Source organism: Pantoea sp. IMH, from assembly GCF_000599885.1.
In the GTDB taxonomy this organism is placed as follows: domain Bacteria; phylum Pseudomonadota; class Gammaproteobacteria; order Enterobacterales; family Enterobacteriaceae; genus Erwinia.
In genome coordinates this window covers 506,438-521,412 of sequence record NZ_JFGT01000006.1, presented here as the reverse complement: position 1 = coordinate 521,412, position 14,975 = coordinate 506,438, and the positions used below count along the sequence as shown (strand labels likewise).

15 protein-coding genes and 3 tRNA genes are annotated in these 14,975 nt (G+C 53.1%); 12 read left to right on the top strand and 6 right to left on the bottom strand.

Annotated features, from left to right (window positions below; genetic code table 11):
- Positions 1 to 90: 90 nt before the first annotated feature.
- Positions 91 to 498, top strand: a complete 408-nt coding sequence (gene gloA / locus EA20_RS0116895) for a lactoylglutathione lyase (protein WP_024967946.1) — start codon at positions 91 to 93, stop codon at positions 496 to 498.
- Positions 499 to 602: 104 nt separating this feature from the next.
- Positions 603 to 1,268, top strand: coding sequence for a ribonuclease T (gene rnt, locus EA20_RS0116890; RefSeq protein WP_024967945.1), 666 nt, complete (start codon positions 603 to 605; stop codon positions 1,266 to 1,268).
- A 79-nt stretch (positions 1,269 to 1,347) separates the two neighbouring features.
- Here rnt and EA20_RS0116885 read toward each other — a convergent pair whose 3' ends face one another.
- The gene (locus EA20_RS0116885) at positions 1,348 to 1,686 is read right to left on the bottom strand and encodes a Grx4 family monothiol glutaredoxin (RefSeq protein WP_024967944.1); all 339 of its coding nucleotides are present in this window, start codon (positions 1,684 to 1,686) and stop codon (positions 1,348 to 1,350) included.
- A gap of 367 nt (positions 1,687 to 2,053) precedes the next feature.
- Here EA20_RS0116885 and EA20_RS0116880 point away from each other — a divergent pair, with 367 nt between their 5' ends.
- Positions 2,054 to 2,869, top strand: coding sequence for a C40 family peptidase (locus EA20_RS0116880; RefSeq protein ID WP_024967943.1), 816 nt, complete (start codon positions 2,054 to 2,056; stop codon positions 2,867 to 2,869).
- Positions 2,870 to 2,912: 43 nt separating this feature from the next.
- On the opposite strand, the gene EA20_RS20895 is transcribed toward EA20_RS0116880, so the two are convergent.
- Positions 2,913 to 3,002, bottom strand: coding sequence for a YnhF family membrane protein (locus EA20_RS20895; RefSeq protein WP_152540249.1), 90 nt, complete (start codon positions 3,000 to 3,002; stop codon positions 2,913 to 2,915).
- A gap of 296 nt (positions 3,003 to 3,298) precedes the next feature.
- Between EA20_RS20895 and purR the strand changes: the two genes are divergently transcribed.
- The gene (purR, locus tag EA20_RS0116870; RefSeq protein WP_024967942.1) at positions 3,299 to 4,324 is read left to right on the top strand and encodes an HTH-type transcriptional repressor PurR; all 1,026 of its coding nucleotides are present in this window, start codon (positions 3,299 to 3,301) and stop codon (positions 4,322 to 4,324) included.
- A 55-nt stretch (positions 4,325 to 4,379) separates the two neighbouring features.
- Here purR and punR read toward each other — a convergent pair whose 3' ends face one another.
- Complete coding sequence (gene punR / locus EA20_RS0116865; protein ID WP_024967941.1) at positions 4,380 to 5,291, bottom strand: DNA-binding transcriptional activator PunR; 912 nt, start codon at positions 5,289 to 5,291, stop codon at positions 4,380 to 4,382.
- A 114-nt stretch (positions 5,292 to 5,405) separates the two neighbouring features.
- Here punR and punC point away from each other — a divergent pair, with 114 nt between their 5' ends.
- Together punC and cfa are read left to right on the top strand one after the other, a co-directional pair.
- On the top strand, positions 5,406 to 6,590 hold the full coding sequence (gene punC, locus EA20_RS0116860) for a purine nucleoside transporter PunC (RefSeq protein ID WP_024967940.1): 1,185 nt from the start codon (positions 5,406 to 5,408) through the stop codon (positions 6,588 to 6,590).
- Between the two features lie 289 nt (positions 6,591 to 6,879).
- The gene (gene cfa / locus EA20_RS0116855) at positions 6,880 to 8,028 is read left to right on the top strand and encodes a cyclopropane fatty acyl phospholipid synthase (protein WP_024967939.1); all 1,149 of its coding nucleotides are present in this window, start codon (positions 6,880 to 6,882) and stop codon (positions 8,026 to 8,028) included.
- Positions 8,029 to 8,080: 52 nt separating this feature from the next.
- On the opposite strand, the gene EA20_RS0116850 is transcribed toward cfa, so the two are convergent.
- On the bottom strand, positions 8,081 to 8,716 hold the full coding sequence (locus EA20_RS0116850) for a riboflavin synthase (RefSeq protein WP_024967938.1): 636 nt from the start codon (positions 8,714 to 8,716) through the stop codon (positions 8,081 to 8,083).
- Between the two features lie 227 nt (positions 8,717 to 8,943).
- On the opposite strand from EA20_RS0116850, the gene EA20_RS0116845 reads away from it, so the two are divergent.
- The 6 genes from EA20_RS0116845 (at position 8,944) to EA20_RS0116820 (ending at position 13,283) form a co-directional block, all read left to right on the top strand.
- Complete coding sequence (locus EA20_RS0116845) at positions 8,944 to 10,317, top strand: MATE family efflux transporter (protein WP_024967937.1); 1,374 nt, start codon at positions 8,944 to 8,946, stop codon at positions 10,315 to 10,317.
- Positions 10,318 to 10,466: 149 nt separating this feature from the next.
- Positions 10,467 to 10,543 (top strand) — tRNA-Val (locus EA20_RS0116840).
- Positions 10,544 to 10,547: 4 nt separating this feature from the next.
- Positions 10,548 to 10,624: transfer RNA gene (locus tag EA20_RS0116835), tRNA-Val, on the top strand.
- 7 nt (positions 10,625 to 10,631) lie between these two features.
- Positions 10,632 to 10,708 (top strand) — tRNA-Val (locus EA20_RS0116830).
- 619 nt (positions 10,709 to 11,327) lie between these two features.
- Positions 11,328 to 12,740 carry a pyruvate kinase PykF gene (pykF, locus tag EA20_RS0116825; protein WP_024967936.1) on the top strand — a complete coding sequence of 471 codons (1,413 nt, stop codon included), beginning with the start codon at positions 11,328 to 11,330 and terminating at the stop codon, positions 12,738 to 12,740.
- 306 nt (positions 12,741 to 13,046) lie between these two features.
- Positions 13,047 to 13,283, top strand: coding sequence for a major outer membrane lipoprotein (locus tag EA20_RS0116820; RefSeq protein WP_013201929.1), 237 nt, complete (start codon positions 13,047 to 13,049; stop codon positions 13,281 to 13,283).
- A gap of 177 nt (positions 13,284 to 13,460) precedes the next feature.
- On the opposite strand, the gene EA20_RS0116810 is transcribed toward EA20_RS0116820, so the two are convergent.
- On the bottom strand, positions 13,461 to 14,465 hold the full coding sequence (locus EA20_RS0116810) for a L,D-transpeptidase family protein (RefSeq protein WP_024967935.1): 1,005 nt from the start codon (positions 14,463 to 14,465) through the stop codon (positions 13,461 to 13,463).
- A gap of 75 nt (positions 14,466 to 14,540) precedes the next feature.
- Complete coding sequence (gene sufE / locus EA20_RS0116805) at positions 14,541 to 14,963, bottom strand: cysteine desulfuration protein SufE (RefSeq protein WP_024967934.1); 423 nt, start codon at positions 14,961 to 14,963, stop codon at positions 14,541 to 14,543.
- Positions 14,964 to 14,975 lie beyond the last annotated feature (12 nt).

Below are 14,975 nucleotides of genomic sequence, written 5' to 3'. Positions count from 1 at the left end.
CCGCCAGCATCGGGGTTAACGCCCTGAGAAATCAACGCTATACTTAGTTTTTTCGTCATCGGACGATGACGCGACTCAAAAGAGGATGTTATGCGCTTACTTCACACCATGCTGCGCGTTGGCGATCTGCAACGCTCCGTCGATTTCTACACCAAGGTTCTGGGTATGCGTCTGCTGCGTACCAGTGAAAATGCTGAATACAAATACACGCTGGCCTTTGTCGGTTATACCGAGGAGAGCGAAGGTGCTGTTATCGAACTCACCTACAACTGGGGCGTGGATAGCTATAACCTTGGTGACGCTTACGGTCATATCGCGCTGGGCGTGGATGACGTCGCGGCAACCTGCGATCGCATCCGTAAAGATGGCGGTAACGTCACCCGCGAAGCAGGTCCGGTTAAAGGCGGCAGCACCATTATCGCTTTTGTCGAAGATCCGGACGGCTACAAAATTGAACTGATTGAAAACAAGCAGGCCGGACACGGTCTCGGCAACTGATCAGTAAAGGGTGCTTTATGCACCCTTCTCCCCTCTTCCTCTGCTGCATCCCACGCCGAAATTTGCCATAATACGCCCTGCATTTTTTCGCCTGTGAGATCCTGATGTCTGAACCGAACGAACTTAACGCCCTCTGTAGCCGTTTCCGCGGTTTTTATCCGGTAGTGATTGATGTGGAAACCGCCGGTTTTGACGCCAAAACAAATGCGCTGCTGGAAGTGGCCGCCGTCACCCTGAAGATGACTGAAGATGGCTGGCTGGAAAAAGATGAGACGCTGCATTTCCACGTTGAGCCGTTTGAGGGATCCATTCTGCAGCCCGAAGCCCTGGCGTTCAATGGCATCGATCCTGCCAACCCGCTTCGTGGAGCGGTCAGCGAATATGAAGCGCTGCACGCTATTTTCAAGTTGGTCCGTAAAGGAATTAAGGATCAGGGATGCAACCGCGCCATTATGGTTGCCCACAATGCCACCTTCGATCTGAACTTTATGAATGCCGCCGCCGAACGCGCCGGGCTGAAGCGTAACCCTTTCCATCCTTTTGTCACTTTTGACACCGCCGCGCTGAGTGGTCTGGTGCTGGGTCAGACCGTGCTGGCGAAGGCCTGTCTCGCGGCCGGAATGCCTTTTGACAGCAGTCAGGCGCACTCCGCCCTTTACGACACGGTGCAGACTGCTGACCTGTTTTGCGAGCTGGTTAACCGCTGGAAGCGATTGGGTGGCTGGCCCCTGCCGGTTGCGGAAAATGACGCGCAGCAACGCCAGGATTGAATCAAAAAAAACCCCACCTGTCGGTGGGGTTCATCAGCATCTTTTACGGGTTTATTCCGCCGTGGAGCTGTTCTGAGGCTTATTCAGCCGCATCAGAAGGATATTTCTGCGCCGTTTCTTTGATCAGCTGCTGCAATTCGCCACGCTGATACATTTCAATAATAATGTCGCAACCACCAACCAGCTCGCCATCAATCCACAGCTGTGGGAAGGTTGGCCAGTTAGCATATTTTGGCAGCTCGGCACGAATTTCCGGATTTTGCAGGATATCGACATAGGCAAAGCGCTCGCCACAGGCGGACAGCGCCTGGACAGCCTGGGCAGAAAAGCCACAGCTTGGCAGCTTTGGTGAACCTTTCATGTAAAGCAGAATCGGGTTTTCTGCAATCTGGCGCTCAATTTTTTCAACAGTACTCATAAATGCCTTCCTTAAACGGATACTTCGTGTCTGTTTATTGTAGCGACTCTCTCCCTCCGTTGAAAACGACATTTTTAGCCGGGGTCACCACGCGAGTGCGGCTTACGCGCACAAACGCAACTCTGAACGGTTTATTGCGGCACAAAGAAGGGCTTAATTATCGCCTCTGTCAGCATTACTGTATATATAACATACTGATTTAGCTTATTTTTACGTTAATTTTCTACGATGAAACATTGATACAAAAAAGGCCTTACCTTCGCGGAAAGAGTTAGATTAGAATTGCCAGGACCCTCTGCTGCCAGGCAGAGCTTGAAATTTGGCCAGCTTCCCACCGCAACGGGAGCACAAACTGTTAACGGTAACGATGCGTTCACTCATCCTGCTTATTATGCTGGTCTTCAGCCAGCTCTTTTTTCATCTGGCTCACGCCTCGCCACACGCAACGGCGAAGGCAAATCAGCAGAACCTGGACGGAAAATCCGTCCGCGATGATGACCGACGCAAGCGGCGGCCAGTGAAACAGATCACCGCCAGGAAAAGTAAAGTGCCGGACACGGCCCCGTTGCACGCAAAACGTAAGCAGGCCCGGCCGCTTAAAGCCGCTACAGCCCCACTGAAACCAGCTAACACGGGACGAAACAAAGCGCTAACTGGCAAGCATAAAGCCAGCAAAAAGGCCGCTGCCCGCCCCCATACAAAAGGGCGCGTCCGGCATGCTGGAACCTATGACGCTACCGCTCCGCTCAGGCTCACTAAAACGCAACGCGCTCGCTATATGAAGGCGCGTGAGACCGCCATGAGCAAGCTGATGGGGCAACTGGGCAAGCCCTATATACGGGGAGGTGCATCGCCTGATAGCGGATTCGACTGTAGCGGCCTGGTCTGGTACGCCTACAAAGACCTGGTGAAGTTTAAAATTCCCCGCACCGCTAATGAGATGTATCAACTGCGCGATGCGGCGGTGGTAAAACACAGCGATCTGGAAAAAGGCGATCTGGTATTTTTCCGCATCCACGATCGGGGAATGGCCGACCATGTCGGCGTTTATCTTGGGAACGGCAAGTTCATCCAGTCGCCAAGCACCGGCAAAGATATCCAGGTGAGCGCGCTGGCGGATAACTACTGGCGGCAGCATTATATTGGTGCGCGTCGGGTGATGACGCCGGGTAGCGTTCGCTAATTGCTGCGGAGGCAGGGCCAGACGTGGTGCTGGCCCGGTGAACTTAATGCAGAACGGCAGTAAAACTAAAAGCAATAATCATCAGCAGTGCGCCAAGCGTGGTCAGCAATGAAAATTTCAGATCGGTATCCATTTCGCGCTCCTTAATACCCTTACAGTTAATGACGGTTAGATTTTCCCACAGTTACAGGTAAAAATCTCGTTTTCTCTCGCCAGCCTTGTTAGAATCCCGTTTTCGTTGCGCAACAGCACGATCGGATAGATTCCTGAATGCGCAACAGCGGACCCCGATTGTCTTCTTTCCTTCCTGACACCTCTGACTGATTTTAATAAAAACGCCCCCAGATGTCAGGAAGAATGCCCGCAGCAGGCAAACGATTAACAACTGACTTATCAAGCGATTACGATAAGCGAAGGAGTAGCTAGTTAATGGCAACAATCAAAGACGTGGCCAAACGCGCCGGTGTTTCCACCACCACGGTGTCCCACGTTATCAATAAAACCCGCTTTGTCGCTGATGATACGCGCGAAGCCGTCTGGGACGCGATTAAGGCGCTGCACTATTCGCCCAGCGCCGTGGCACGCAGCCTGAAAGTGAACCACACCAAAACCATCGGTTTACTGGCCACCTCCAGCGAAGCACCCTATTTCGCCGAAATTATCGAAGCGGTGGAGAATCGCTGCTTCGCTAAGGGCTATACGCTGATCCTGGGAAATGCCCATAATAACTTAGAGAAGCAGCAGGCTTATCTCTCCATGATGGCGCAAAAACGTGTAGATGGTTTGCTGGTCATGTGCTCTGAGTATCCCGATGAGCTGATTAAAATGCTTGAAGACAGCCGTAATATTCCAATGGTGGTGATGGACTGGGGCGAATCCCGTGGCGATTTTACCGATACCGTGCTGGATAACGCTTTTGAGGGCGGTTATATGGTGGGCCGTTATCTGATCGATCGTGGTCATCGCGATATCGGCGCCATTCCCGGGCAGATGGAGCGGAATACCGGCGGTGGTCGTCACGCCGGTTTTCTTAAAGCGCTTGCTGAAGCGGGCATCACTCTGCGTGATGAGTGGCTGGTGCAGGGCGATTTCGAGCCGGAGTCTGGCTATCGCGCCATGCAGCAAATTTTATCCGCTAAGCAGCGTCCGACCGCGGTGTTCTGCGGCGGTGACGTGATGGCGATGGGCGCAATCTGCGCCGCAGATGAGATGGGATTGCGTGTCCCCCAGGATATCTCGGTCATCGGCTACGATAACGTGCGCAACGCGCGTTACTTTACTCCGGCGCTGACCACCGTCCATCAGCCTAAAGAACGGCTTGGCGAGACGGCTTTCGATATGCTGCTCGATCGTATCACCAGCAAGCGCGAAGAGCCGCAAACCATTGAGGTGCATCCGAGCCTGATTGAACGCCGCTCCGTCGCCGATGGTCCTTTCGTCGACTATCGCCGATAAGCCCACGTCTGCACCCCGCATCCCGGCGCTCTCCGGCCTGTCGGGTGCAGCCGCTTTATTCTCCCTCGCTCAGCCATTCACCATTAAGCGTTTCTGAATCTCCCAGGTAATCCAGCAGCCAGTTCAGCGCTGGTGTGGGCTGCTGTTGTGACCAGCTGACGCAGCAGGGGCTGTCCGGGAAAGCCGCGGCCAGCGTTATTTCACTCAGTACGCCACTTTTCAATAGCGGCCGCGCCAGATGTCCCGGTACCATACCCACGCACAATCCTGCCCGCAGACAGTCAAAGGCGCTTTCCCAGTCAGGAACCACCAGCCTGCGCTGATTATCCAGCGTCCAGGTCGTTCTTTTGGGCAATGCGCGTGAGGTGTCTTCCAGAACCAGCGAGGGCCACTCACGAATAGCTTCTTCGCTCAGGGTTTCCGCCCGACCCGCCAGCGGATGCCCCGCCTGTACCACGCATCGCCAGTTCAGCGCGCCCATATCACGAAAAGCGAAGCGGCCGCCGACCGGAATAGCCTGAGTAGCGCCAATCGCCACATCCACACGTCCGTCAGCCAGCGCATCCCAGACGCCATTGAACACTTCTTCTGAGAGATGCAGTTCCATGTCAGGAAAATGGCGGTAAAAATCGACCACCAGCTGGCGTGTTCTGCCGGGCTTCACAATCCGGTCAACCGCAATATTCAATTGCCCGCGCCAGCCGTTAGCGACCTGCTGACACTGTCGCCGGGTGGAAAGCATTTTTTTGATAACAGTCCGGCCTTCCTGAATAAAAACAGCGCCAGCATCGGTCAGCACCACCTCGCGGTGCCGCCGTTCAAACAGCGGTACCGCAAGCCAGGTTTCCATTTGCCTGACGGTATAGCTGATCGCAGAAGGTACGCGGTGAAGCTCGCTGGCCGCGGCGGTAAAGCTACCCGTTCTGGCAACGGCATCAATCACCTCGAGTGAATGTTCGGACCACATTTATTTGCCTGCAATTTTTTTGAAGTCAGGATGCAAATATTAGCGTTTCACAACGCCTTTGGCACGGTATTACACTCTGCCGCGTTTCATTCATCACTTTTTAAGAGCACAATCATGCCGTCAAAAGGATTTACCCTCTATCTTGCAATGCTGAGCATTGTGGGTTTTCTCGCCACCGATATGTATCTTCCTGCATTTGGCGCGATGCAGCACGATTTACAGACCGGCGCCGGGGCTATCAGTGCCAGCCTCAGCCTGTTCCTGGCCGGTTTCGCTTGTGCGCAGCTGTTCTGGGGACCCTTGTCTGACCGGATTGGACGTAAACCTGTTCTGTTGATGGGCCTCGGCCTGTTTTCGCTTAGCTGTGGCGCAATGTGGTGGATCACCGATGCGACCATGTTGCTGGTACTCCGGTTTATCCAGGCCATCGGCATTTGCGCCGCTGCGGTCACCTGGCAGGCGCTGGTTGTGGATCGCTATCCTGCCGCACAGGCAAATAAAGTTTTTGCCACCATTATGCCGCTGGTGGCGCTTTCGCCAGCGCTGGCTCCGCTACTGGGCGCATGGCTGCTTAATCACTTCAGCTGGCGGGCAATTTTTGTCGCGCTGCTGATGATTTCAGTCGTCCTGCTGTTTTGCACGCTGTTCCTTGCCCAGGGACGCCGGGCCACCGCCAGCGTAGCAGATGGGAAAAGCACGGGCTTTATCTCTCTGTTAAAGTCCCCGGTCTATAGCGGCAATGTGCTTATTTACGCGGCCTGCTCTGCCAGCTTTTTCGCCTGGCTGACCGGTTCGCCTTTTATTCTTGGCTCTTTGGGAATGTCGCCGGGAAGCATTGGCCTGAGCTACTTTCCGCAGACGCTGGCTTTCCTGATCGGCGGCTACGGCTGCCGTACCTTACTGAAACGCCGTGAAGGCTCAGCCCTGCTCCCCTGGCTGCTGGCGATCTACAGCCTCAGCATCGCCGCATTTTTTGTTTCGGCCCAGCAAACCTTACCCTCAATCTGGGGGCTGCTGCTGCCGTTTTGCGGCATCGCGCTGGCAAACGGCGCGATCTACCCTATCGTCGTCTCAAACGCCCTGCTGCCCTTTCCGCAGGCCAGCGGCAAAGCGGCAGCACTTCAGAATACGCTGCAGCTCGGCCTCTGCTGTCTGGCGAGCCTGCTGATCTCAACGTATATCGCCACGCCTCTGTTGACCAGCTCACTGGTGATGCTGGCGACGGTTTTGCTGGCGGTAATGGGCTATTTCCTGCAACGCGTAAATGCCCCCGCCGTTGCCTGTTCAAATGCACATTAACGAAAAACGTACGCATAGTTAGCACCCTAACAATATGCTTTTGAATTATGCCTGGGGTGAGCATATACTCCAGGCATAATAACGAGACGATCTTTTATTTTTAAGACCTGACAGGGCAGTCAACATCGTTCTTTGCGTCACGCTCGTTACGCAACTCTGCAGGCCTTCACAGCAACCTCTGTAACGTCGGATATCAGCCGTAGGGTAATTCCGTGCGGCTTCTCACAATCCTGCAGAAATTGTCTATGCTTTTTCTCAGGTTTCAATCACACAGGGTGATGGAGAGACTATGAGTTCCTCGTGTATAGAAGAAGTGAACCTGGCAGAGAATCACTGGTTTCAGATTGTCCAGGAAATGTTGCGCAAAGCTGACATCACGGTTGGTGGTTCCCGTCCCTGGGATATCCAGGTAGCCAACCCCGATTTTTTTAAACGCGTTCTGCAGGAAGGCTCGCTGGGGCTGGGTGAAAGTTATATGGACGGTTGGTGGGAATGCGAACGGCTGGATATCTTCTTCCACCGCGTGCTCGCCGCCAGGCTCGATCATGAACTTCCTCACCACTTCAAAGACACCCTGCGTGTCGTTGCGGCGCGGTTAACTAATCTGCAGTCGCGCAAACGTGCCTGGATTGTTGGCCGGGAGCATTACGATCTGGGTAACGATCTTTTCTCCCGTATGCTTGACCCTTATATGCAATACTCCTGCGGCTACTGGAAAGAAGCAAAAACCCTGGAGCAGGCCCAGGATGCCAAGCTGAAACTGATTTGCGAAAAGTTACAGCTGGCACCGGGCATGACGCTGCTGGATATCGGCTGCGGCTGGGGTGGTCTGGCTGAGTATGCTGCGCGGCATTACGGTGCGAAAGTCAGCGGCGTCACCATTTCTGCAGAGCAGCAGAAAATGGCTCAGCAGCGCTGCGAAGGCCTGGACGTCACGATTTTACTTCAGGACTACCGCGATTTAGATCGGCAATTTGACCGCATCGTTTCAGTTGGCATGTTTGAACACGTCGGTCCCAAAAATTACGCGACCTACTTCGAGGTTGTTAACCGCAACCTGAAACCTGACGGCCTGTTTCTTCTGCACACTATCGGTGCGAATAAAACGGACGAAAGCGTGGATGCCTGGATCAATAGATACATTTTCCCCAACGGCTGCCTGCCTTCCGTTCGTCATATTGCGGATGCACACGAACCCTATTTTGTGATGGAAGACTGGCATAATTTTGGTCAGGATTATGATTTAACGCTGATGGCGTGGTATCAACGTTTTCTTGCTGCCTGGCCCGGGCTGGCGGAAGCCTATGGTGAGCGTTTTAAAAGGATGTTCACCTATTATCTGAATGCCTGCGCCGGTGCATTCCGCGCCAGGGATATTCAACTCTGGCAGGTGCTCTTTTCTCATGGCGTTGAGGGCGGGCTTCGCGTCCCCCGCTAGGTGGCGCCAGTTTTGTAGCCGATTAAAGGGCCGGATTTCCGGCCCTTTTCGTTTACGGACGAAGCGTCTCTACGGTAGCCTCGCGCTGAGCAAGTACGCGCTCGACGGTATCGACAATCGCCTGGGTGTGAGGATCGATCTCAATATTCACATTATCACCAAGGCGTTTAGCGCCCAGCGTGGTCCTCGCCAGGGTTTCAGGGATAAGATGCACGCAAAATTTCGTTCTGGTGACTTCCCCTACCGTCAGACTGATGCCATCGATGCCAACATAGCCTTTATGCAGGATATATTTCATCTGCAGCGTATCTTTTGGCCGGAACCAGATTTCGCGGTTATTTTCCGAAGCGATGATTTTAACGATTTCAGCCGTGGTCATAATGTGGCCCGACATAAGATGCCCGCCAATTTCATCACTGAACTTCGCCGCGCGCTCCACGTTAAGGGTATCACCTACCTTCAGCTCACCCAGATTAGTGATGCGCAGCGTTTCCTTTACCAGATCGAAACTGACTCTGTCGCCATTCACTTCTGTGACCGTCAGACAACAGCCGTTATGTGACACGGATGCGCCCAGTTCCAGTCCCGGCAACATCGCTTCCGGCAGCCTGACAACGTGGGTGCGGAAATTCGGTTTTTCTTCAATGGCGAGTAACTCAGCCGTACCTTGAACAATTCCGGTAAACATAGTCGTTGCCTCATATAGCTTATTCTTTACAGTAGTTTGCCCTGGCTGCCCTTTAAAACCAACTCTCCCCGCACGGTAGCTCAACAATGCGCTAATCTTTCCGCTTATAAGTAGCTATTTACCCTGCGGGCGTTACACTAAAGCACCTGCTGTGCTGCGCCCTGACCATAGATTTACGTATGCGCCGCCGTCAGGCTTGTCTAAATTTACAATAAACAGGTGTATCTGTGCAGAAGTACCTTACAGAAGCCCGCCAGCTGCTGGCGTTGGCGATTCCGGTGATCCTGGCGCAGGTTGCGCAAACGGCCATGGGCTTTGTTGATACAATTATGGCCGGCTCGGTCAGCGCCACCGATATGGCGGCCGTGGCGGTGGGCACGTCCATCTGGCTGCCGGCAATTCTCTTTGGCCACGGTCTGCTTCTCTCTCTGACGCCAGTCGTTGCGCAATATAATGGCTCCGGACGACGGGATCGCGTTGCCTGGCAGGTCCGTCAGGCCTACTGGCTGGCGGCGTTCTCTTCGCTGCTGATCATGATCGTTTTGTATAACGCCGGCTACGTCATCAATTCCATGCAAAACGTCGATCCCGTTCTGGCCAGTAAGGCAGAAGGCTACCTTCACGCGCTGCTGTGGGGAGCGCCGGGCTACCTTTTTTTCCAGGTTGCCCGCAATCAGTGTGAAGGATTATCAAAAACCAAGCCGGGTATGGTGATGGGGTTTATCGGCCTGCTGGTCAATATTCCGGTTAACTATATCTTTATTTACGGCCATTTCGGTATGCCCGCGCTGGGCGGCGTTGGCTGTGGTGTGGCGACCGCAACCGTCTACTGGGTGATGTTTATCGCCATGCGTTACTGGGTCAGCCGGGCGCGCTCAATGCGTGATATCCGCCTGCCGGTACGCTTCAGCCCGCCGGATCGCAAAGTGCTCTGGCGGCTATTCACGCTGGGATTGCCGGTTGCGCTGGCGCTCTTTTTCGAAGTCACGCTGTTTGCGGTGGTGGCTCTGCTGGTTTCGCCTATGGGGATCGTTAACGTTGCCGGCCACCAGATTGCGCTGAACTTCAGTTCGCTAATGTTTGTTCTGCCGCTGTCGCTGGGCGTCGCTACCACCATCCGGGTAGGTTTCCGCCTCGGCCAGGGGTCGCCCGAAGCCGCTAAGGTGGCAGCGTGGAGTGCGCAGGCGGTCGGTGTGACGATGGCGATGATGACGGCGCTGCTGACGGTAATTTTCCGCGAGCAGATCGCCCTGCTCTATAACGATAATCCGGAAGTTGTCACGCTTGCCGCCCAGCTGATGCTACTGGCAGCCATTTATCAGTTTTCCGATGCGATTCAGGTGATTGGCAGCGGCATCCTGCGCGGATATAAAGATACCAGATCGATATTCTTTATTACTTTCGTTGCCTATTGGGTGCTGGGTCTGCCAAGCGGTTATATCCTCGCGCTGACCGACTGGGTCGTGGCTCCGATGGGGCCTGCGGGGTTCTGGACCGGCTTTATTATCGGTCTGACCTCTGCCGCTGTGATGATGGTATGGCGGATTATCCGTCTTCAGCGGCAGCCTGCTGAAGCCATTTTGTCCCGCTCAGCGCATTAATTTTACGGCGCTTTTGCCCTCTGCGTGTTTAAAATTGCTGCGCTTCGCACAAGGTAGCAGCAGTCACGCAGAAAAAAGCGGATTTCCGCTTGCCAGGTGATGGCGCTGTCGTTAATATTCGTCCCCGCTGTCACCAAGACAGCATCGGCGCGTTCTTAGCTCAGTTGGTTAGAGCACCACCTTGACATGGTGGGGGTCGGAGGTTCGAGTCCTCTAGAACGCACCACAGTGCGTCCGTAGCTCAGTTGGTTAGAGCACCACCTTGACATGGTGGGGGTCGGTGGTTCGAGTCCACTCGGACGCACCATTCTTTTGCGTTCTTAGCTCAGTTGGTTAGAGCACCACCTTGACATGGTGGGGGTCGGAGGTTCGAGTCCTCTAGAACGCACCATCGCCTGATTGCACGCTTTGCTTCCCCTTTACGCTTTTTTTGACTTCCGGTCGTTACCTTCTGTTTGCCTGCCTGAACGCCTCCTGACGCACATCATTGTTGTTGTACATCGCATTATCAGTTTGTGTCGTTAGCGTTTACGTTACTTATTGTCTGGTTGCATATTTCCCTTTCGCTGAACCACTCCGGCTGCTGCCCTCACCTGTTATGCTGAGTATCCTGACGTCCATCGGCGACCGCCGTTTGTCTGCGTATAATCTGAAAAGGTTCTACCCGCTTTTTTGCGCATTAACCTGACCTGGCGCAAGCTTCCGTTACGCAACTCACGCTTTTTTATTGGTTTTCGTATACTTAGCGTCTATAATATAAAACGTTGTTTCACCTGAATGGTTTCAGCGCATGGTAGACCCTTTATTAAAAACAGTAGTTTGCTGCGCCCTACTTTTGCGCACGCGCGCTGAAGCCGCGATTCAACTTCCTCTGCACGCTTTTCTACCATCTCCTATTCTTAAGCTGTACCGCTGTATGCTCTTAACGAAAAAATTTCTGCTGGCTGTCTTACCCGGACTGCCATCATTTTCCTTTTCTTATCCATCACAACTTTAATAGATGATCTGTTATGAAAAAGACCAAAATTGTTTGTACCATCGGCCCAAAAACCGAATCTGAAGAAATGCTGACCAACCTGCTTGATGCAGGCATGAACGTGATGCGCCTGAACTTTTCACACGGTGATTATGAAGAGCATGGCAAACGCATCGCGAATCTGCGTGCGGTTATGAATAAAAGTGGCCATCAAGCGGCCATTCTGCTGGATACCAAAGGTCCGGAAATCCGCACGATGAAGCTGGAAGGCGGTAACGATGTTTCGCTGAAAGCGGGCCAGACATTCACGTTCAGCACTGACCAGTCCGTCATCGGTAACAGCGAGCGCGTTGCTGTCACCTACGAGGGTTTCACCTCCGACCTGAAAATTGGCAACACCGTGCTGGTAGACGATGGCCTGATCGGTATGGAAGTGACTGAAGTCACCGAAAATACCGTTGTGTGTAAAGTGCTGAACAACGGCGACCTCGGTGAGAACAAAGGCGTTAACCTGCCCGGTGTTTCTATCCAGCTGCCCGCGCTGGCGGAAAAAGACAAACGCGACCTTATTTTTGGTTGTGAACAAGGTGTCGACTTCGTTGCGGCCTCGTTTATCCGTAAACGTTCAGACGTGCTGGAGATCCGTGAGCATCTGAAGCAGCACGGCGGCGAACACATTCAGATCATCTCCAAGATTGAGAACCAGGAAGGTCTGAATAACTTTGACGAAATTCTGGACGCTTCCGACGGTATCATGGTGGCACGTGGCGACTTGGGCGTTGAGATCCCGGTAGAAGAAGTTATCTTCGCGCAGAAGATGATGATCAAAAAGTGTAACCGTGCGCGCAAAGTTGTGATCACTGCTACGCAGATGCTCGATTCCATGATCAAAAACCCCCGCCCTACCCGTGCAGAAGCCGGCGACGTGGCGAATGCTATTCTGGACGGAACGGATGCAGTCATGCTTTCCGGCGAGAGTGCAAAAGGGAAATATCCTCTGGAATCCGTTTCGATCATGGCAACGATCTGCGAGCGTACCGATCGCGTGATGAAGAGCCGTATCGACAGCCAGCACGATAACCGCAAAATGCGCATCACCGAGGCCGTCTGCCGTGGTGCGGTTGAGACCGCGCAAAATCTTGAGGCGCCGATCATTGTGGTCGCGACTGAAGGTGGCAAATCTGCGAAATCAGTACGCAAATACTTCCCTAATGCCATTATCCTGGCGCTGACCACGAATGAGCAGACAGCCCGTCAGCTTATCCTGAGCAAAGGGATCATCACTTCTGTGGTGAAAGAGATCGCCTCTACCGATGATTTTTACCGTATCGGTAAAGAAGCGGCGGTTGCGAGTGGCTACGGTCAGAAAGGCGACGTGGTGGTAATGGTATCTGGTGCGCTGGTACCAAGCGGGACGACCAATACGGCTTCCGTTCACGTACTGTAATTAAACGTTACGTCAAGCTATTTAAAAAGCGCCCTTCGGGGCGTTTTTTTTATGCTTTGCATAATAGCTTTTCAAAAAACTGCCAATCGAAAATAACGATGTAATTGTGGTTTAACAAAAGACGCGTCCGATTAAAATTCACTGTTTTCGCTAAATTTTTTGTCAGTAATTAAAATTACGATGCTTCTTTGAGCGAACGATCAAAATTAAGCACTTTCTCATCAAAAATTTATTCTCATTAGAAAAAACTTTGTGTAATACTTGTAAGGCTACATGGAGATTAACTTAATCTAGAGGGTATAAATAATGAATCGTACTAAACTGGTACTGGGCGCGGTAATTCTGGGTTCAACTCTGCTGGCTGGTTGTTCAAGCAACGCTAAAATCGATCAGCTGTCTACCGACGTTCAGACTCTGAACGCTAAAGTTGACCAGCTGAGCAACGACGTGAACGCAATGCGTTCTGACGTTCAGGCTGCTAAAGATGACGCAGCACGCGCTAACCAGCGTCTGGACAACCAGGCTCACTCTTACCGTAAGTAAGAGTTCTGGTAATGAAAATGGCGCACAGTGTGCGCCATTTTTTTTGGCCTTATTTCGCCATATGCAGCAACTACCAGATTGCTGTTTTTTCTTATCAGGCCTGAGCCAGTACGCCCTCCGTTTTACAGGCGCCCCCAGACGCCGCAGAATCCATGTTAAGCCTCGCTGTCACATCAGCTACCCCTGACTACCAGCCTCACTCTTTACGCCCTCAGGGCTTGCCTGACCAGAGATCTGGCTATGCATCAGGGTTTCATTGGCCACTTCACCTTGATTGACCAGTACGGGCATACCTGCGCGGCGCGTCATCGCTTCTTTAATCATGTCCCGATCGCTTAACTCACTGCCGATAAATTTCTTCGCAGCAGGGGCCAGTACGATTGGCATGGTTTGCGGGTCGTCTTTTTCATTGCGTGAAAGTGGCTGATGAACCTCTATATAACGTTTCCCATCAGGCTCCTGCGCATATTTCACTGGCTGATTGATGATCTGCACGCGTGTCCCTTCCGGCACGCTGTTAAACAGCGCCTCAATATCATCTGGCCGCAAACGAATGCAGCCGCTGCTGACACGCATACCGATGCCAAAGTCGGCATTGGTTCCGTGGATCAGATAGTGCCCTTTCCCATAAGCCAGTCGCATCGCAAACAGGCCCATCGGGTTTTCCGGCCCCGCAGGCACCGTCACTGGCAGGGTTTTGCCTTCTGCCGCGTAGCGTTTGCGGATATTTGGCGTTGGCGTCCAGGTAGGGTTAGGGATTTTCTGGCTGATGCGGGTAACCATCGCTGGCGTGTTCGCACCAAGCTGGCCAATGCCGATAGGATAGACAATCACTTTATTTTCATCTTTCGGGTAATAGTAAAGCCGCAGCTCGGCGACATTCACCACGATACCTTCGCGCCTGGTATCCGGCAGCAGCATCTGTGTAGGTATGGTCAGTACCTTACCGGCGGTGGGTAGCCATGGGTCCGTACCCGGGTTCGCTTCAAGCATACTCAGCAGGCCGGTTTTATGTGATGCGGCAATCGCTTCCAGCGATCGACCATCGGCCGGAACGGTATAAGTAATATTTTCGCCAATCAGACGGCTATTTTCTGGCGGCAAAGGATATTCTGTTGCGCTGGCGCTACAGGAAAAGGTGAGCAGTAACAGAAAGGCAGCGGTGGCTAAGCCAGGTTTCATGCGGATTTCCCGATAACGAATAAAATACCTCCCACCGGCGAAGCGGGAGGTCTGTCGGGACAGTTTAGCAGCAACTCAGCCGGCGGTCAGCGTCTGTGCTTTAAGGCGAATCGCGCGGATCATCGCTTCCAGACCCTGAGAGCGGGATGGGGTAAGGTGCTGAGCCAGCGCCAGCTGTTCAAACCAGGGGCGCACGTCAAAATCCAGGATTTCGGCCGGCGTCATTTTTTGATAGAGAATGAAGACCACCGCAATCAGACCTTTCACGATGGCTGCATCGCTGTCGCCATGCAGGATAACCTGGGCGTTCTCATCCTGTTTCATCAGGATCCAGACCTGACTCTGGCAACCGGCTATGACGTTTTCCGGCTTATGCTCAGCTTCAGGTAATGCTGGCAGCAGCGCACCAAGCTCAATAATGTAGAGATACTTCTCTTCCCAGTTCGCGCAACGCGTAAAATTGCGAACCAGTTTCTCTTTATCTGGCAACGTTGCCATTCATGCCTCCCT